This window comes from Streptomyces sp. NPDC004609 (assembly GCF_042873655.1).
Classification (GTDB): domain Bacteria; phylum Actinomycetota; class Actinomycetes; order Streptomycetales; family Streptomycetaceae; genus Streptomyces.
Map to the genome: position 1 here is coordinate 117,039 of NZ_JBIALS010000004.1, position 18,882 is coordinate 135,920.

General features: G+C 71.5%; 14 protein-coding genes. 8 read left to right on the forward strand and 6 right to left on the reverse strand.

The window, feature by feature from the left end:
• Positions 1-8: 8 nt before the first annotated feature.
• The 4 genes from ACFYT4_RS05275 to ssd are packed head-to-tail and all read right to left on the reverse strand — an operon-like array spanning position 9 to position 3,875.
• On the reverse strand, positions 9-788 hold the full coding sequence (locus tag ACFYT4_RS05275; RefSeq protein WP_389265448.1) for a type II secretion system F family protein: 780 nt from the start codon (positions 786-788) through the stop codon (positions 9-11).
• Positions 785-1,615 (reverse strand): type II secretion system F family protein, encoded by an 831-nt coding sequence (locus ACFYT4_RS05280; RefSeq protein ID WP_389265770.1) that lies wholly within the window; start codon positions 1,613-1,615, stop codon positions 785-787. The genes ACFYT4_RS05275 and ACFYT4_RS05280 overlap by 4 nt, the downstream gene beginning before the upstream one ends.
• Positions 1,616-1,629: 14 nt before the next feature.
• Complete coding sequence (locus tag ACFYT4_RS05285; RefSeq protein ID WP_389265449.1) at positions 1,630-2,778, reverse strand: TadA family conjugal transfer-associated ATPase; 1,149 nt, start codon at positions 2,776-2,778, stop codon at positions 1,630-1,632.
• Positions 2,775-3,875 carry a septum site-determining protein Ssd gene (gene ssd, locus ACFYT4_RS05290; protein WP_389265451.1) on the reverse strand — a complete coding sequence of 367 codons (1,101 nt, stop codon included), beginning with the start codon at positions 3,873-3,875 and terminating at the stop codon, positions 2,775-2,777. Before ssd ends, ACFYT4_RS05285 begins: the two co-directional genes overlap by 4 nt.
• A gap of 468 nt (positions 3,876-4,343) precedes the next feature.
• On the opposite strand from ssd, the gene ACFYT4_RS05295 reads away from it, so the two are divergent.
• Positions 4,344-5,243: an HAD family hydrolase gene (locus tag ACFYT4_RS05295; RefSeq protein ID WP_389265453.1), complete on the forward strand. Its 900-nt coding sequence runs from the start codon at positions 4,344-4,346 to the stop codon at positions 5,241-5,243.
• A 513-nt stretch (positions 5,244-5,756) separates the two neighbouring features.
• Here ACFYT4_RS05295 and ACFYT4_RS05300 read toward each other — a convergent pair.
• Positions 5,757-6,716: an oxidoreductase gene (locus ACFYT4_RS05300; protein ID WP_389265455.1), complete on the reverse strand. Its 960-nt coding sequence runs from the start codon at positions 6,714-6,716 to the stop codon at positions 5,757-5,759.
• Positions 6,717-6,818: 102 nt separating this feature from the next.
• On the opposite strand from ACFYT4_RS05300, the gene ACFYT4_RS05305 reads away from it, so the two are divergent.
• A complete protein-coding gene (locus tag ACFYT4_RS05305; RefSeq protein ID WP_389265457.1) occupies positions 6,819-7,814 on the forward strand; it encodes an ATP-binding protein in 996 nt (331 codons plus the stop codon).
• A gap of 7 nt (positions 7,815-7,821) precedes the next feature.
• On the opposite strand, the gene ACFYT4_RS05310 is transcribed toward ACFYT4_RS05305, so the two are convergent.
• Entirely contained in the window at positions 7,822-9,201 is a 1,380-nt protein-coding gene (locus tag ACFYT4_RS05310) for a hypothetical protein (RefSeq protein WP_389265459.1), read from the reverse strand.
• Between the two features lie 287 nt (positions 9,202-9,488).
• Here ACFYT4_RS05310 and ACFYT4_RS05315 point away from each other — a divergent pair, with 287 nt between their 5' ends.
• From ACFYT4_RS05315 to ACFYT4_RS05340, 6 genes are all read left to right on the forward strand, one after another.
• Positions 9,489-11,858: a bifunctional SulP family inorganic anion transporter/carbonic anhydrase gene (locus ACFYT4_RS05315; RefSeq protein ID WP_389265460.1), complete on the forward strand. Its 2,370-nt coding sequence runs from the start codon at positions 9,489-9,491 to the stop codon at positions 11,856-11,858.
• Between the two features lie 697 nt (positions 11,859-12,555).
• Positions 12,556-14,511, forward strand: coding sequence for an acetate--CoA ligase (gene acs, locus ACFYT4_RS05320; protein ID WP_389265462.1), 1,956 nt, complete (start codon positions 12,556-12,558; stop codon positions 14,509-14,511).
• Positions 14,512-14,979: 468 nt separating this feature from the next.
• Positions 14,980-16,371, forward strand: a complete 1,392-nt coding sequence (nhaA, locus tag ACFYT4_RS05325; protein ID WP_389265464.1) for a Na+/H+ antiporter NhaA — start codon at positions 14,980-14,982, stop codon at positions 16,369-16,371.
• A gap of 98 nt (positions 16,372-16,469) precedes the next feature.
• Positions 16,470-16,925, forward strand: coding sequence for a phage holin family protein (locus ACFYT4_RS05330; RefSeq protein WP_389265466.1), 456 nt, complete (start codon positions 16,470-16,472; stop codon positions 16,923-16,925).
• 321 nt (positions 16,926-17,246) lie between these two features.
• Positions 17,247-18,176 carry an alpha/beta fold hydrolase gene (locus ACFYT4_RS05335; protein WP_389265468.1) on the forward strand — a complete coding sequence of 310 codons (930 nt, stop codon included), beginning with the start codon at positions 17,247-17,249 and terminating at the stop codon, positions 18,174-18,176.
• 213 nt (positions 18,177-18,389) lie between these two features.
• Complete coding sequence (locus ACFYT4_RS05340) at positions 18,390-18,578, forward strand: hypothetical protein (protein ID WP_389265470.1); 189 nt, start codon at positions 18,390-18,392, stop codon at positions 18,576-18,578.
• Positions 18,579-18,882 lie beyond the last annotated feature (304 nt).

Sequence of the window (18,882 nt, forward strand, 5' to 3'; positions counted from 1 at the left end):
GTTCTCGTTCAGCCGGCGTTGAGCAGTCCGCCGGCCAGCCCGATGACGACCGGTGCCACGCCGACCGCGAGAAACGCGGGCAGGAAGCACAGCCCCACCGGTGCGGTGATCAGGACCTGGGCCCGGCGGGCACGGACGGTCGCCGCGCGGGAGCGGGCCGCCCGCAGACGCCGGGCCAGCCGTGACACCGGCTCCGCGGCCGGGGCACCCGTGGTGTCGGCCCGCTCCAGACAGCGGGCCAGTTCGAGCGCGCCCGGTATCCGGGCGAACCCTCCCCACGCCCGGGCCGGTTCGCCGCCGAGGCGCAGTTCGGCCGCCGTGGTCAGCAGCCGTTCGCCGAGCGGGCCGCCCAGGGACTCGCCGACGGCCTCCGCCGCCTCACGCGGGCCCGCCCCGGCCGAGACACAGGCCGCAAGCAGGTCGGCGGCGAGCGGCAGCCTCCCGTCCGGGTCCTCGCTCACCGGAGCGGGCCCCCGGGCCGACCGCCGACGGTGTACGGCATAGGCCCCGGCCGCTCCGGCGGCAAGGCCCAGCACGCCTCCGACCAGGACGTACCCGATGATCACCGCGCTCGCCGGAGGTGCCCAGCGCCTGATCCACATCCCGTACCGCGGCCGCCGCCCACGAGGCCGGTGCCCGCGAGGAGGCCGTCCGTCGGCCAGGAGTGCTTCGACCCGCCCGCGCGTGTGGCGGCCGAGACGCCGTGCGGCGACCGTGAAGGCCAGACAGGCCATCAGGGCGAGCAGACAGACCACCACCGCCGGCCGGTGGACGGCGTCCCCGGTCATCGGGCCTGCCCTCCCTTCACGATGCGCGCGGCCCAGCAGAGACCGGCGGCCTCCAGCACCGCGCCGATCAGCAGGCACATCAGGCCCGCCGGTGTGTGCAGCAGCACGCGCAGCGGGTCGGCCCCCATGGCCCAGCCCATGGCCAGTGCCACCACGGGAAGCAGGGCCAGCAGGCCGATCGTGGACCGCGCTCCCGACAACTGGGCGGCCATGTCGTCCCGTTGGTCCCGGTCCGCCCGCAGGGCCGCCTCCAGCCGGTCGAGCCCTGCGGCCAGGCCGGCACCGCTGTCCACGGCCACCCGCCAGCAGGCCGCGACTCCCGCAAGGCCGTCCGCACCCGGCTCCCGCGCCGCCGCCCGGAGCGCCTGCGGCACATCGCCGCCGAAGCGGGCCGCCGCGATCACGGCCGGTTCGGCCTCCCCGAGCGCTCCGCCGGATCCGGCGGCGGCGACCAGCGCGGGCCCGGGCTGCAGCCCCGCTCTCAGTTCCCCGGCGGCGGCCCCGCAGAGGTCGATCACCGCGGCGGCCCGGCGCTCGCGCTCCCGCCCGCGCTCACGGGCCGCCAGTCGGCGCCTCACCAGGGGCACCGCCGCCGCCCCGGCGAGCAGGGGCAGCACGGACTCCCCCAGCGCGGACAGGACCAGCGCCACCGGCAGGCACAGCCACTCCCGCCGGAGCCGCACCACCGGCACCAGCCGCTCCCACGACCACCGCGGCATCTCCTGCACCGTGGCTCCGGCGACCAGCAGCCGCGCACGCGTCAGCCCCCGGTCCCCGCCGCCGATGAACCAGGCCGCCGCTCCCGCGCACAGGGCCGCCGCGTACATCGGCTCCCCGGGGATCACAGCGCACCCCCGACCATCGCGGCGAGCCGCTCCCAGCCCCGCTCCCGGGCGAAGGCGTCCGGGCCCCACCGCAGTGCGGGCACGGTGACCACCAGCCCGGCCGGGTCCCGCTCCAGCACGTGGACCTCGGCGACCCGCCTGTGACCGGCCCGGTCCCGTACGAGATGGATCACCACCGACAGGGCCGCCGCCAGTTGGCTGTGGAGCGCGGCCCGGTCGAGTCCGGCGGCCGTCCCGAGGGCCTCCAGACGAGCCGGAACGTCCGCGGCCGCATTCGCGTGGACGGTGCCGCAGCCGCCTTCGTGACCCGTATTCAGAGCGCTGAGGAGCTCGGTGACCTCGGCTCCCCTGACCTCGCCGACGACCAGCCGGTCCGGCCGCATCCGCAGGGCCTGGCGCACCAGGTCCCGCAGGGTGACGCCGCCCGCGCCCTCCTGGTTGGCCGTGCGGGACTCCAACCGCACCACATGCGGATGGTCGGGCCTCAGCTCGGCCGAGTCCTCCGCGAGGACGATCCGCTCGCGCTCCCCCACGAGCCCGAGCAGGCCGGCCAGGAGTGTCGTCTTCCCCGTGCCCGTACCCCCGCTGATCAGGAACGACAGCCGGGCCTCGATCAGCGCCCGCAGCACCCGGTCACCGCCCGGGGGCACCGTCCCCGCCTCCCTCAGCTCCTCCACCGAGAACGCCCGGGGGCGCACCACCCGCAGCGACAGACAGGTCGATCCGACCGCCACGGGAGGGATCACGGCGTGCATCCGGGTCCCATCCGGCAGCCGGGCGTCCACCCATGGGCGGGCGTCGTCCAGCCGCCGGCCCGCGACGGCGGCGAGCCGCTGGGCGAGCCTGCGTACAGACGCCGCGTCGGTGAAGGTCACCCCGGTCAGTTCGAGCCCGCGGCCCCGGTCCACCCACACCCGGTCGGGCGCGGACACGAGGACGTCCGTCACGGAAGGGTCGCCGAGCAGCGGCTCCAGCGGCCCGGTCCCCACCAGCTCGCACCGCAACGTCTCGGTGCCGCCGAGGACTTCGGCGTCCCCCAGCAGCCGCCCCTGGGCCCGCAGGGCCGCCGCGACCCGTGCCGGGGTGGGCTCGGCCCCGCTCTCCGCGAGGCGCCGTCGCACGGCGTCCAGCAGTCCGGTGCTCATGAGACCGCGCCTTCCGCCAGGGCCCGGTCCCAGAAGGCCGTACAGAACCTGGCCAGCGGACCGCGGGCGGCGCCCGGCGGCGCGCCCGTGTCCAGGGCGGCCGACAGCGCGGGCTCCCAGGGCAGTTCACCCGCCAGGGGCAGCCCCAGCGCGGCGGCCACCCACCGGTCGTCCAGCCCCGCCGCGTACGGACCGCGGGTCACCACGCGCAGATCCTGGAGGACCATGCCGGCCAGCGACGCCACACGGTTGGCGGCGGCGACCGCCCGCAGTTCGCCCGGCACGACCAGCAGCCCGACATCCAGCTGGGCCAGGGCCTCCGCGACGCCCTCGTCGACGCGGCGCGGCAGATCGACGACGACCACCCCGCCGCGCCTGCGGGCGGCGGCCAGCACCGAACGCATCGCCTCCGGCGGGACCACGACCGAATCCCCGCGGTCCCAGCTGAGCACCCGGAGCCGGTGCAGCTCGGGCAGCGACTCCTCCAGCGCGCCACCGGCCACCCGCCCCTTGGAGGCGGCGAAATCCGGCCATCGCCTGCCCTCGGCCCGTTCGCCGCCGAGCAGCACGTCGATGCCTCCGCCGAGCGGGTCGCCGTCGACGAGCATCGTGCGCCGGCCGGATCGCGCGGCGGTGACGGCCAGCGCGCAGGCCAGTGTGGACGCCCCCGCACCGCCCCGGCCGCCGATCACCCCGACGGTCAGCGCCTGCTCGCCGACGCCTTCGACGACATCGGCGATACGGTCGACGAGCCAGCCCTCCGCGTCGGGCAGGCGCAGCACGCAGTCCGCTCCGATCTCCACGGCATGCCGCCAGACGTCGGGGTCGTCCTGGCCCCGCCCGACGAGCAGCACACCGCGCCTGCGGGTGGCGCCGCGGCAGCGCGCCGCCGCGTCGTCGCCGACGAGGACCAGCGGGGCGCCCTCCCAGCCGTCCCCGTGTTCCGGCAGCCGGTGGTGGACGTCCGGCTCGGCGCCCGCCGCGGCGCACAGCCGCAGCAGATCGTCCAGCAGCTCCAGGTCCTCGGTGACGATCAGGGGTCCGTCCCGCCGCCCTTCGACGACGGGGTCCCTCTTCGATGTGATGGATCCGGCCACGATCTCCGCCCCTCGCTTGATTCGATCTCGCTGCGATACGAGATCCGTGATTCCCGGTGCCCGCGGACTACGCGGGTGGAATCACGGTGCGGGCCACTGGAAAATCGTGTGGATCTTGCTGAAAAACTGTGGACAACTACCCACCTGTGAATATCTCGGTAGCTCATACCAGTGACTCCCGGAGAGCACCCCTTCCGCTACGCACAGTGACGATGCAGAGTGAGGGGAAGCCACTGCAAGCGGAACCCGCGGAAGGGGAGACTCATGGAAGTGGATCTCGACCCGATGGCAGAAACGTGCCCGGACATGCGACGACCCCCGCCGGGGGGGAGAGCGGGGGTCGTCTCTCCGGCCGACTCGGGGGGGGGAGGAGCCGGACCGGGTTAGCACGGTCGCGAACGATCCGTGACTTCCATGGTGTACCCGAGAGCCTTCTCAGGCAAACCCACACGCCCCGGCGTACGCCGAATGGCGGCCACCTATGCTCTGCTCGTGGATAACCACTCCTTGCCTCGCACAGCTGCCTTCTTTGACCTGGACAAGACGGTCATTGCGAAGTCTTCGACGCTGACCTTCAGCAAGTCCTTCTACCAAGGCGGCCTGATCAACCGACGGGCCGTCCTGCGGACCGCCTATGCCCAGTTCGTTTTCCTCGCGGGCGGCGCCGATCACGACCAGATGGAGCGGATGCGGGAGTACCTCTCCGCCCTCTGCAAGGGCTGGAACGTCCAGCAGGTGAGGGAGATCGTCGCCGAGACCCTTCACGATCTGATCGACCCGATCATCTACGACGAGGCCGCCTCCCTCATCGAGGAGCACCACACGGCCGGCCGCGACGTCGTCATCGTGTCCACCTCGGGTGCCGAGGTGGTGGAGCCGATCGGCGAGCTCCTCGGCGCGGACCGGGTGGTCGCCACCCGGATGGTGGTCGGCGACGACGGCCGTTTCACGGGTGAAGTGGAGTACTACGCATACGGCCCGACAAAAGCGGAAGCCATCAAGGAACTGGCCGAGTCCGAGGGTTACGACCTTTCCCGGTGCTATGCCTACAGCGACTCCGTCACCGATGTGCCGATGCTGGAATCCGTCGGACATCCGTACGCCGTGAATCCGGATCGCGCACTGCGCCGGGAGGCGACCGCCCGGGACTGGCCGATTCTCGTCTTCAACCGGCCGGTCAGGCTGAAGCAGCGGCTGCCCGCGTTCTCCATGCCACCGAGGCCGGCGCTGGTGGCAGCGGCAGCGGTGGGCGCGGCGGCGGCGACCGCGGGGCTCGTCTGGTACGCCAGCCGCCGCAGGAACGCGGCGGCGCAGACCGCGGCCGCACGGGCCATGACTCGCACCCTCGGCCAATTCGCCCGTATTTGAACCTAAAAGTAAAGAATGTGGCGAGGGGTTCCGCTTCCCGTCGGGCAGGAGTACAAAGGAGTCAACGGCCCGCGAGACCAAGGACATCCGAAAGGATCACCTAGAAAACGCAGATGGCCCCACGGACCGAGCATGGAAACCGAGTACCCACGCGACGTCGACCCGTCGATTACGGGCCAGCCGCACCAGGTGACGGGCAGAAGTTCCCGACCTGATGGGCAATATTCGAGGACGCTTGGTAACTCGGTGGACATGCCAGCGGCGGTACCGGAACCGGTACCGCCGCAACCCTGTTCAGGTGCTTCGCACCCGGTGCGCGCCGATCACCGGTACCTCTGAGTGCCGGCCCGGCCGCCGATGTTCCGCCAACCGCCCGGCCAACCGCCCGGCCGCCCGCCCGGCCACGAGCATGACCTACGGGCACCCGGGCTCGGCCACTCGTCCGGCGCCCGAGGTCCACCACCGGACGACCGCCGACTGGCTGACCGCCGACCAGTGAAAACCGAGGCTCCGTCAGGCCGCCCCGCGCTGAAGCGCCTCACAGACCGCCGTCGACTCCCTGACTCCCAGCTCCACCGAGCGCCCGCAGTGGGCGATCCAGGCGGCCATGCCCTCCGGGGTGCCCGACAGATATCCGCCGAAGGCCGCCGTATACGCTTCCCGGCCCTGCTCCGCGTGCCCGACCTCCGCCGGGCAGACCGACTTCGGGTCCAGTCCGCTGCCGACCAGGACGATCCTCTCGGCGGCGCGCGCGACCAGGCCGTTGTGCGAGCCGAAGGGGCGCAGCGCCAGCAGCTCGCCGTGGACCACCGCCGCGATCACGAGAGCCGGGGCGGAGCCGCCCGCGACGATCAGCCCGGCCAGACCGTCGAGCCTGCCGTTCACCTCGTCCGCGTCCGGAAGCGGAGCCTCGATCAGCGGCTCGTCGACCGGCTCCCCCGCCAGCCGCGGCCGTCCCACGGTCTCGTCGTCGCCGACGCCACCGGCCGCGACCAGGTGCAGCCGCGCCAGCACCCGCAGGGGTGACTGCCGCCAGACGGAGAGGAGTTGACCTGCCTCGGCGGTCAATCGCAGTGCCGCGCCGACCGTACGGGCCTCGGGGTCGCCGCTGAAGTCGGTGCGCCTGCGGACCTCCTCCAGCGCCCAGTCCGCGCCGGACATCGCGGCAGAACCACGCGCTCCGCGCAGCGCCGCCTCCGAGGTGATCTCATTGCTCCGCCTGCGCATGATCCGGTGCCCGTAGACCCGGTCGACCGCCTTGCGTACGGAGTCCACGGAGTCGGCGACACCCGGCAGCTCGCCGAGAGCGGCGAGCGGATCGGCCGACGAGGCCCGCGCGCCCGACGGAGCCGGTGACGCCGGGGAACCGGGCGAACCCCCCGGCGAATCCGGGGATCCCGAGGGCGCCGGGGAGCCCGGCAGCCCCGGGGCGGCGAACGGGTCCGACGAGGCGGGTGTGGCATTCGTGCTCATAGGCAGCGAGGCTACGCGCCCTCGGCGCACGCCCCTCCTTGGAGTGGTCTTCTTCACGCACGTTGACGACTCCCGGCGATCGAGCCACTACCCTAGGTGAACATGAAGATCGCTTTCGTAGGGAAGGGTGGCAGCGGCAAAACGACGCTGTCCTCGCTGTTCATCCGCCATCTGGCAGCCAACGAAGCCCCTGTGGTCGCGGTGGACGCGGACATCAACCAGCACCTGGGGGCCGCGCTCGGGCTCGACGAGCAGGAGGCCGCCGCGATGCCCGCCATGGGCGCGCATCTGCCGCTGATCAAGGAGTATCTGCGGGGCTCCAACCCCCGGATCGCCTCCGCCGACACCATGATCAAGACCACCCCGCCCGGCGCCGGCTCGCGGCTGCTGCGCGTGCAGGAGGACAACCCGGTCTACGAGGCCTGCGCGCGCACGGTCCGGCTCGACGACGGAGACATCCGGCTGATGGCGACCGGCCCGTTCACCGAGTCGGACCTCGGGGTGGCGTGCTACCACTCCAAGGTCGGCGCGGTGGAGCTGTGCCTGAACCACATGATCGACGGGTTCGACGAGTACGTGGTCGTCGACATGACCGCCGGGTCGGACTCCTTCGCCTCCGGGATGTTCACCCGCTTCGACATGACGTTCCTGGTGGCCGAGCCGACCCGTAAGGGCGTCTCCGTCTACCGCCAGTACAAGGAGTACGCGCGGGACTACGGCGTCGCGCTGAAGGTCGTGGGCAACAAGGTGCAGGGCCGGGACGACCTGGAGTTCCTCCAGGACGAGGTCGGCGAGGACCTGCTCGTCACCGTCGGGCACTCCGACTGGGTGCGGGCGATGGAGAAGGGCCGGCCACAGCGTTTCGAGCTGCTGGAGGCGGACAACCGCATGTCGCTCCAGACCCTCCAGAACACCGCGGAGGACACCTACGAACAGCGCGACTGGGAGCGCTACACCCGCCAGATGGTGCACTTCCATCTGAAGAACGCGGAGAGCTGGGGAAACGCGAAGACGGGGGCCGACCTGGCAGCCCAGGTCGACCCCGCCTTCGTGCTGGGAGAACGGACCGCGGACGCAGGCGCTCCGCTGCCGGCCTGACCTCGCCCTACACCGCGGGCGCCGCCGCGGCCGGGGGCTCGCCGGGCCCGGCCGGATCGGCGGGCCGGCCGGCCGGGGCATCCGCACCGGCCCCGGACTCGTCCTCCGGCGCGTCGGCGGGCCTGGCCTCCGGCTTCTCCACGGGCTTGGCGGGCTTGCCCGCCGGCCCCGCCGACTGAGCGCCGAGGAAGGCCGACCAGCCCTCCTTCGGCGCCTCACCGACCTTGAGAGTGCCCAGCTTGGCCACGACGCGCGGGTCCTGGGCGTCGAGCCAGTCCACGAGCTGCTTGAAGGACACGCACTTCACGTCCTTCTTCACACAGACGGTGGCGATCGTCTCCTCGATGGCGCGCATGTACGTGCCACCGTTCCAGGACTCGAAGTGGTTGCCGATGATCAGCGGGGCCCGGTTCCCGTCGTACGCGCGGTCGAACGCCTGGACCAGGCCGTCACGCATCTGGTCGCCCCAGAACTCGTGCTGCGCGGGGTCGCCCTTGACCGTCCCGGACTGGTTGACCATGAAGTTGTAGTCCATGGACAGGGTTTCGAAGGCGCGGCCCGGGAACGGGACCAGCTGGAGCGAGAGGTCCCAGAGCCCCGTGTCCTTCTCGGGCCAGACCTGGTCGTTGATGCCGCTGGTGTCATAGCGGAAGCCCAGCTGGCTCGCGGCCTTCACAAAGTTCTTCCGGCCCTCCAGACAGGGGGTGCGGGCGCCGATGAGCTCCTTGTCGTAGTCGAAGGGCAGCGGCTGTTCGCCCGCCAGACCGGAATTGGTCTTCCAGTTCTTCACGAAGGACTTGGCCTGGCCGATCTCGCTCTTCCACTCCTCGACGGACCAGTCCCCGCCGCCGTCCTTGCCGCAGAAGTGCCCGTTGAGGTGGGTGCCCACCTCATTGCCCTCCAGCCAGGCGCCGCGCAGCTCGCGCACGGTGTCCTTGATGCCCTGGGTGTCGTTGAAACCGATGTCCGAGCGCCCGGCGGAGTGCTTCGGCGGGAGGTACAGGGACGCCTTGTCCTCGGGGAGCACGTACACACCGCTGAGGAAGTACGTCATCGTCATGTCGTACTTCTTGCCGACCTTGCGGAAGTGGGAGAACAGCTTCTGGCTGTCCTCACCGGCGCCGTCCCACGAGAACACCACGAACTGCGGCGGCTTCTGACCGGGCTTCAGGCGCTGTGGCTTGAGTTGACGCGGCTGGGCTCCGGTGAACGCCGTGGAGCCGTCACCGATCAGCTGCGGCGCGGCGGCCTTGGGGGCGGGCGCCTTCTTGGCGCCGGGCGCGCCTTCCTTCGTTTCCTGGTCCGAGAGCCCGGTGCAGCCCGCCAGTCCCGCGACCAGCGCCGTGGCCACCGCGCCGACGGCGAGCCGTTGTGTGACGGCCTTCATCCGCCCACCCACTTTCGTATGACTTTGTGTTTTTATGACTGGCTTAAACCGAATCGACAAAGTCGCACTCTGGTGGCAGCGAGGGGCGCACGACGGGCCGCCTTACCTCAGCAATCACCGGAATGGGTGAAAGATTGCCCTATTTGCCCGACCCGTCCCGCCGGGGTCTTTACTCTCCATTACGATTCATTTACTGAGAGTTGAGTTATCCCGCCGCTGCACGCCGTGACCCACGGCCGCGTCCCCCCACATTCCGCGACCGCGCTGCCCCGGAGGAGACGGGAACCATGTCCGCCTGCGTCCCCACCCGCACCGACACGCCATCTCGTAAGTCCCGAAAGCCCCGCAGACCCCGCAAGACCCGCCAAGGCCGACCACACAGCCCGCCCCCGCCCGGCGGAGGCGACCGCCGCCGCTTCCGTGTCGCGGGCGCCGATCTGTCCGCGTCCATCTCCGTGTTCCTGATCGCGCTGCCGCTCTCCCTCGGCATCGCACTCGCCACCGGCGCACCCCTCCAGGCCGGGCTGGTGGCAGCGGCCGTCGGCGGCATCGTCGTCGGCCGGTTCGGCGGGGCACCGCTCCAGGTCAGCGGCCCCGCGGCGGGGCTGACCGTAGTCACCGCCGATCTGATCCAGCAGTACGGCTGGCGTATCACCTGCGCCATCACCGTCCTCGCCGGACTGGCCCAACTCGCCCTGGCCGCCCTCCGGGTGGCCCGCTCGGCGCTCGCCGTCAGCCCGGCGATCGTGCACGGCATGCTCGCGGGCATCGGCGTGACGATCGCCCTGGCACAACTCCACATCGTGCTCGGCGGCACCCCCCAGAGCTCCGCGACCGACAACATCCTCACGCTGCCCGCCCAGCTGGCCGCGCTGCACCCGGACGCGCTCTCCGCCAGCGTCCTGACCGTCGCCGTACTGCTCGCCTGGCCCCGGATCCCCGGTCGCGCGGGCCGGATCGTCCGGACGATCCCCGCCGCCCTCGCCGCGGTCACGGGCGCGACAGCGCTCGCCGTGGTGGCCGGACTCCGGCTGCCGAGGGTCGATCTGCCCTCGTGGAGCAGCCACGCCCTGCCGGCGATGCCCGAGGGCCCGGCGCTCGGCCTGGTCGCCGCCGTCCTGACCATCACCCTCGTCGGCAGTGTCGAGTCGCTGCTGTCGGCGGTGGCCGTCGACAAGCTGGTCGCGGCCCGCAAGGAGCCGGACGTACGGATTCCGCGCGCCGACCTCGACCGGGAGCTGGCCGGGCAGGGAGCGGCCAATATGCTCTCCGGGGCGCTGGGCGGACTGCCCATCACCGGGGTGGCCGTGCGCAGTTCGGCGAACGTCTCCGCGGGAGCCGTGAGCCGCCACTCCACCATGCTCCACGGCCTGTGGATCGTGCTCGCGGCGGTGCTCCTGGTGCCCGTCCTCGATCTCATCCCGCTGGCGGCGCTCGCCGCGCTGGTGATGGTCGTGGGCATCCAGATGGTCAGCATCACGCATATGCGGACCGTGAAGCGGAACCGCGAGATGCTGGTGTACGCGGTGACCCTCCTCTCGGTCGTCGTCACCGGGGTGCTGGAGGGTGTGGTCATCGGGATCGCGGTGGCGGTCGCGGTGGCGCTGCACCGGCTGACCCGGACCCGGATCACCGAGGAGGAGCAGGAGGGCGTCCACCGAGTGCGGGTGCGCGGCCAGCTGACGTTCCTCGCCGTGCCCCGGCTGAGCAGGGCGCTGAGCCAGGTGCCCCAGGGGACCGACTGCGTGGTCGAGCTGGACGGCTCCTTCATGGACCACGCCGCGTACGAGGCGCTGCACGACTGGCAGTCGTCGCATGTGGCCCGGGGCGGGACGGTGGAGTTCACCGGCCGGGCGGGGGGCCGGATCAGCGAGCCCGCCTCGGAGACCCACGGCTGCTGCCGCCCCTGGACACCGTGGCGCAACCACCACTGCGACGACCGGCCCGACCGCCCCGAGCGGACCACCGCGCACCGGCTGGCGGACGGCCTCAGCTCGTTCCAGCGCGATACGGCTCCGCTCGTCCGGGACGAGCTGGCACGGCTGGCGCGGGAGGGGCAGCGGCCCTCGCAGCTGTTCCTCACCTGCACCGACTCCCGGCTGGTCACCAGCATGATCACGGCCAGCGGACCGGGCGATCTGTTCACCGTGCGCAATATGGGCAACCTGGTGCCACTGCCGGGCGCGGAGCACAGCGACGAATCCGTCGCCGCGGCGATCGAGTACGCCGTGGATGTGCTGGAGGTCGACTCGATCACCGTCTGCGGGCATTCGGACTGCGGTGCGATGCAGGTACTGCTGAGCACCCCTCCCGGTGGCGGGGGTACCCCACTGCGGCGATGGCTGCGACACGGCCTGCCGAGCCTGGAGCGGATGAGGAGCCGCGACCGCTCCTGGGCGAGGATCTCGGGAAGGCTGCCCGCCGATGTGATCGAGCAGCTGTGCCTGACGAATGTGGTGCAGCAGCTGGAGCATCTGCGCGCCCATGAATCGGTGGCCCGCCGGCTCGCCGAGGGCACGCTGGAGCTGCACGGCATGTACTTCCATGTCGGCGAGGCGCAGGCCTATCTGCTCGCGAGCAGCGACGAGCACGCCTTCGACGCGGTCTTCGACCGGGTCGCGCCCGCGTCGTCGGCGCTGGTACGCGCCCGGGTGTGAGCGCCCCGGCGAACGGCGGGGCGACCCGGGCATGAGCAGGCCGACCCGGGCATGAGCGGCGGGGGGCGGCCGGGTGCGGGCGGCGGGGGCCGAGCCCGGCCCGGGCATCGGGCATACGGAGGCGGGCCTGGGCGTGGGCGGGCCCGTGCCCATCGGCGGGCGTGCCCGTGCCCAGGCCCCGACGGCGGGCCCCGGCCTGACGAGCAGGCGCCACGGGCCGGGGCCGCCCCCGGGCGTACGGCGGGTGCCCGGGTCCATGACAAGCGAGCATGGCCCGGGCTGCCCGTGCCATCCGCCCCGAGGGCCCGGGCCCGTGACGCACGAGCCCCGGCCCGCCCCGGCCCAGACACCAGACACCGGGCATCGGGCATGCGGAAGCGGGCCGCCCGGGTCCTCCGGGCCCCAAGCCCCGGCATCGGCGGGCGGACCCGGCCCGGGCGGGCCTATGAGGTGAGTCACCTTGACTCCGGCCGCGCACGGGCCGAACCGATCCGCGGTGGCAGCCGTGGGAGGGTATGGCCCCTTCTTTCCACCGCCCGGGAAGGAGGGGCCGCCCATGGCCCCGCGCACGGCCCGCCAGAACGGCTCGATAGGTCTAAACCAATTATCAGAAGGCACTTGTCACCCGGCCCTGTGGCTGGTGAGCTATGGCCTGGGACACATAGGCACATAGGACGCCCTGGGAAAGGGAGATGTCGTGAGCAACGAAAGCCTGGCCAACCTGCTTCGTGAGGAGCGGCGGTTCGCGCCGCCGGCCGAGCTGGCCGCGAACGCCAATGTCACGGCGGAGGCGTATGAGCAGGCCAAGGCGGACAGGCTTGGCTTCTGGGCCGAGCAGGCGCGGAGGCTCACGTGGGCCACCGAACCGACCGAAACCCTCGACTGGAGCAACCCGCCCTTCGCGAAGTGGTTCGCGGACGGGAAGCTCAACGTCGCGTACAACTGCGTCGACCGCCATGTGGAGGCAGGGAACGGCGACCGGGTCGCGATCCACTTCGAGGGGGAGCCCGGCGACAGCCGGGCCATCACCTACGCCGAGCTCAAGGACGAGGTCTCGCGCGCGGCGAACGCCCTGACCGAGCTGGGAGTCACCAAGGGCGACCGGGTCGCCGTCTACCTCCCGATGATCCCCGAGGCCGTCGTGGCGATGCTGGCCTGCGCCCGTATCGGCGCCGCGCACTCGGTGGTCTTCGGCGGCTTCTCCGCGGACGCCGTGGCCTCCCGTATCCAGGACGCCGACGCCAAGCTGGTCATCACCGCCGACGGCGGCTACCGCCGGGGCAAGCCGAGCGCGCTGAAGCCCGCCATCGACGAGGCCGTCACCAAGTGCCCGCAGGTCGAGCATGTGCTCGTCGTCCGGCGTACGGGTGAGGACACCGCGATCACCGAGGGCCGCGACGTCTGGTGGCACGACATCGTCGGGCGCCAGTCCAGCGAGCACACCCCCGAGGCGTTCGAGGCCGAGCACCCCCTGTTCATCCTCTACACCTCCGGCACCACCGGGAAGCCCAAGGGCATCCTGCACACCTCCGGCGGCTACCTCACCCAGACGTCGTACACCCACCACGCCGTCTTCGACCTCAAGCCCGAGTCGGACGTCTACTGGTGCACCGCCGACATCGGCTGGGTGACCGGCCACTCGTACATCGTGTACGGGCCGCTGGCCAACGGCGCGACCCAGGTCATCTACGAGGGCACCCCCGACACCCCCCACCAGGGCCGGTTCTGGGAGATCGTGCAGAAGTACGGCGTGACGCTGCTCTACACCGCGCCGACCGCGATCCGTACGTTCATGAAGTGGGGCGACGACATCCCCGCCAAGTTCGATCTCTCCAGTCTGCGCGTCCTCGGCTCGGTCGGTGAGCCGATCAACCCGGAGGCGTGGATGTGGTACCGGGAGCACATCGGCGCGGGCAAGGCGCCCATCGTGGACACCTGGTGGCAGACCGAGACCGGCGCGATGATGATCGCGCCGCTGCCGGGCGTCACCGAGACCAAGCCCGGCTCCGCGCAGCGCGCGCTGCCCGGTATCTCCGCGACCGTCGTCGACGACGAGGCCAACGAGGTGCCGGACGGCGGAGGCGGCTATCTCGTCCTCACCGAGCCGTGGCCGTCCATGCTGCGCACGATCTGGGGCGACGACCAGCGTTTCATCGACACCTACTGGTCACGCTTCGAGAGCCGCTACTTCGCGGGCGACGGCGCCAAGAAGGACGACGACGGCGACATCTGGCTGCTCGGCCGGGTCGACGACGTCATGCTCGTCTCCGGGCACAACATCTCCACCACCGAGGTCGAGTCCGCGCTCGTCTCGCACCCCAAGGTCGCCGAGGCGGCCGTCGTGGGCGCGACCGACGAGACGACCGGACAGGCGATCGTCGCCTTCGTCATCCTGCGCGGTACGGCTTCGGAGGACGAGAACCTGGTCGCGGAGCTGCGCAACCACGTCGGCGCCACTCTCGGCCCGATCGCCAAGCCGAAGCGGGTCCTGCCGGTGGCGGAGCTGCCGAAGACCCGCTCGGGCAAGATCATGCGCCGGCTGCTGCGCGATGTCGCCGAAAACCGCCAACTGGGCGACGTCACCACCCTCACCGACTCCTCGGTGATGGACCTGATCCAGACGCGCCTGCCGAGCGCCCCTTCCGAGGACTGATTCCGGCTCCGCCCGGGAACGGGGTACCGGCCTCCCCCCGGGGGCCGGTACCCGACTCCCCGGCTCCCCCGACGGCCCTCGGCTCCCCGGCTCCCCGACAACCGACGGTCCCGGCTCCAGGGCCCGCGGGAGCTCCAGGGCCCGGGGGACCATTCCCGCCAACGCCCCGAACGGGCATTCGCGTGTCCCACGACGCGCGGGTGCCCGTTCTGCTGCGTAAGGTCCCTTGTAGCCGAGGTTCCTGCAGCTGAAACAAACCCTGACCGTCGTGCGCGAACGTGTACAGAACACAAGAACTCACGAACGCACGAACCTCGGCAAAGACAGCCGGATACCCACTTGCGCCCCTTAGGTAAAGTAAGCACCGCGTCAACATCACGACAAGGACGCGACAAGAAAACCTAGGTGCGCCGGGAAGTCTGGTCGGCATGTGCTTCGCCCTGCCCGACCGACCGGAGGATTCCCGACATGCCCGCGCCCCGCCCCCGTAAGCTCCTCGGCCGCCTCTCCCTGCCCGAGCGGACTTTCGTGGCGGACGCCCTGCGCACCGAAACCGTCGGCGGCGTGCTGCTCCTGGTGGCCGCCATCGCCGCGCTGATCTGGGCGAACACCCCGCTGGGCGACAGCTACGACACCGTTCGCGACTTCCACATAGGCCCCGAGTCCCTCGGCCTGGACCTGTCCATCCAGCACTGGGCGGCCGACGGGCTCCTCGCGATCTTCTTCTTCGTCGCCGGGATCGAGCTCAAGCGCGAACTGGTCGCCGGTGAGCTGCGCGACCCCAAGGCGGCGGCGCTCCCCGTCATCGCCGCGATCTGTGGAATGGCCGCGCCCGCGCTGGTCTATCTCGTGGTCACCACGGCCGGCGGCGGCGACACGGGCGGCTGGGCCGTCCCCACGGCCACCGACATCGCCTTCGCGCTCGCCGTCCTCGCGGTCATCGGCACCTCCCTGCCGTCCGCGCTGCGTGCGTTCCTGCTCACGCTCGCCGTCGTCGACGACCTCTTCGCGATCCTGATCATCGCCGTCTTCTTCACCAGCGATCTGAACTTCGCGGCGCTCGGCGGGGCCGTGCTCGGCCTGGTGGTCTTCTGGGTGCTGCTGCGGAAGGGCGTACGGGGCTGGTACGTGTACGTCCCCCTGGCCCTCGCCGTCTGGGGCCTGATGTACAACAGCGGTGTCCACGCCACCATCGCCGGTGTCGCCATGGGCCTCATGCTGCGCTGCACCCGGCGCGAAGGCGAGGAGTACTCGCCCGGTGAGCACATCGAGCACCTCGTACGTCCCGTCTCGGCGGGCCTCGCCGTACCGCTGTTCGCGCTGTTCTCCGCGGGCGTCGCCGTCTCCGGCAACGCGCTCGGCCAGGTCTTCACCCGGCCGGAGACCCTCGGGGTCGTGCTCGGGCTGGTCCTCGGCAAGGCGTTCGGCGTCTTCGGCGGCACCTGGCTCGCGGCGCGCTTCACCCGGGCGGAGCTGAACGAGGAACTCGCCTGGCCGGATGTGTTCGCCGTCGCCACGCTCGCCGGTATCGGCTTCACCGTCTCGCTCCTCATCGGCGAACTCGCGTTCGCCGACGACCCCGCCCTCATGAACGAGGTCAAGGCCGCGGTCCTGATGGGCTCGCTGATCGCGGCGGTTCTGGCCGGGGTACTGCTCAAGATGCGCGTACGCACCTACCGGGCGCTGTGCGACGACGAGGAGCGCGACGAGGACCAGGACGGCATCCCCGACATCTACGAGCAGGGCAATCCCGCCTATCACTTGCGCATGGCGGAGATCTACGAGAAGAAGGCGGCCGAGCACCGCCACCTCGCGGAAGTCGCGGGGGCGTCGCGCGCCGACGGCGGCGGTCCGGCATGATCTGATGTCGGACCTTGGATGATTCAACAGATTCGGGAAAGACGCGTTCAGATGAAGTGTCGGACCTCAGGAGAGACCTCAGAAGAGAGGGAGCAACGATGAGCGACCCCGGCAGCAGCGCCGAGCGCAGTCTCGGCCAGCTGGTCGCCTCGGCGACCGCCGAGATGTCCGCGCTTGTGCACGATGAAATCGCCCTGGCCAAGGCGGAACTGCGGCAGGACGTCAAGCGGGGGGCGACGGGCGGAATCGCCATCAGCATCGCGGGTGTCTTCCTGCTGTTCTCCCTGCCGGTGTTCAGCTTCGCGGCGGCCTACGGGATCCACAATCTGGGTCTCGGACTCGCCTGGTCCTTCCTGATCGTGGGCGGGGCGTTTGTGCTGCTCGCGGCGCTGCTGGCGCTGCTGGCCGTCTCGAAGTTCAAGAAGGTCAAGCCCCCGGAGAAGACGATCGCCTCGGCCAAGGAGACGGCCGCCGTACTCCAGAACGTCAAGCCGCATCCGCGGGCGCCGCAGGAGCTGCCCGTGGATGCCGTCCCCGCCCTCACGAAGCGCTGACCACACACTGATCAAACACTGATCAAGCGCTCACGAAGCGCTCGGGAAACGGTGGGCGCACCGGCCCCGCAGGAGAACGCGGGGCGGCGCCGGAACGGTCCGGGGAGGGGTTTCTTCCTGTTCACCAGGGAGTCGGAGCAGGATCCGGAGGACGGGTCCGAGGGAGGACCGGACGACGGGTCGAGGCGGCTCGCCAACGGTGAGCCGACGCGAACCCCCGTGGCGGACGCGCTCCGCGGGTGCTCCGGGCCCGCCTCCCGCCTCCCCGGCCGCACGGGGCGTGGCCACCGCGGACCCCTTCCGTGTGGCACGCTCGTCAGCATGACGGCCCCTGATACCGGTACCGGAAGCCCTGTACGCATCGAAGGTCCCTGGACCCATCGCGACGTGGCGGCCAACGGCGCGCGCTTCCACATCGCCGAGATGGGCGACGGTCCGCTGGTGCTGCTTCTGCACGGCTTCCCCCAGTTCTGGTGGACGTGGCGGCATCAGCTGCCCGCGCTCGCGGAAGCGGGCTTCCGGGCGGTGGCCATGGATCTGCGGGGCGTGGGCGGCAGCGACCGTACGCCCCGGGGTTACGACCCCGCCAACCTCGCGCTCGACATCACCGGCGTGGTGCGCTCGCTCGGCGAGCCGGACGCGGCGCTCGTCGGCCATGACCTGGGCGGCTATCTGGCGTGGACGGCGGCGGTCATGCGGCCGAAGCTGGTGCGCCGGCTCGCGGTCTCCTCGATGCCGCACCCCCGGCGCTGGCGTTCGGCGATGCTCTCCGACTTCGCGCAGACGCGGGCCGGGTCGTACGTCTGGGGCTTCCAGCGGCCGTGGCTTCCCGAGCGGCGGCTCGTCGCGGACGACGCCGCGCTGGTGGGCGAGCTGATCGAGGACTGGTCGGGGCCGAAGCCGCCGGACGAGTTCGCGCTCGACACCTACCGGCGCGCGATGTCCATCCCCTCGACGGCGCACTGCTCGATCGAGCCGTACCGCTGGATGGTCCGTTCGATGGCGCGGCCCGACGGCATCCAGTTCAACCGCCGGATGAAGCGCCCGGTACGGGTACCGACACTGCACCTGCACGGCTCCCTGGACCCGGCGATGCGCACCCGGAGCGCGGCGGGCTCGGGCGAGTACGTGGAGGCCCCCTATCGCTGGCGCCTCTTCGACGGCCTCGGCCACTTCCCGCACGAGGAGGATCCCGTGGCGTTCACCTCGGAACTCGTCAACTGGCTCAAGGACCCCGAACCCGACCGGTGACGCACCGGCCCCGGTGAACGACCACGCGCGCCGGAGGTGTCCTGGGACCCGGGTCCCGGCCCGTATCCGAAACGGCCCGCCGACACCGGCCCCACCGCGCCCCCGCAACCCCAGGGAACACGTGTCCTACGAACAGCCAAGTGCCCGGCGCATAGGCCAATTGGCCGCCCCTGACACGGTTACCGACCTTGGGGCACGGGCAGACGTCCCGGTATGGGTTGGACGTACGACTATGGTGACGCGGCACGCAACCGTCGCTCGGCCAATGGGCCGAGCACCCATGACAGCGATGGCCCGCAGGGCCCGGGTCATGACCATTCTGCGCGAGGGATCGGCATTCCCCGGATCCTGAGGCGTCGCGCCCGCTGGGTTTCCGCCCGTCTGCGGCATACCCGCGGCTGAGGAGCGGTCACCCGCGGGGGTGATGACGTCTCCGGCTTCCTGACGCAGCCGGGACCGCGCGGGGATCGGACGAGCGCGGGGCGGTATGCACCGGACCCGAGCCCGTACCGAGTCGTACGGTCACACCGGGCCGCACCTCGTCCCACCGGACCAAGCCGCACCGAGGCGCGCCTCTCGCACGGCCACGCCGCGCCTCGCAGGGAGCCGTGCCCGGCATCGAGCCGCCTCGCGCTGATCCGCGCTCGGGCTCGCGCTGAACCGGCCAGGTGTCGAGCCGCGCCCTCGCATCGAGCGCCGTCCCGCC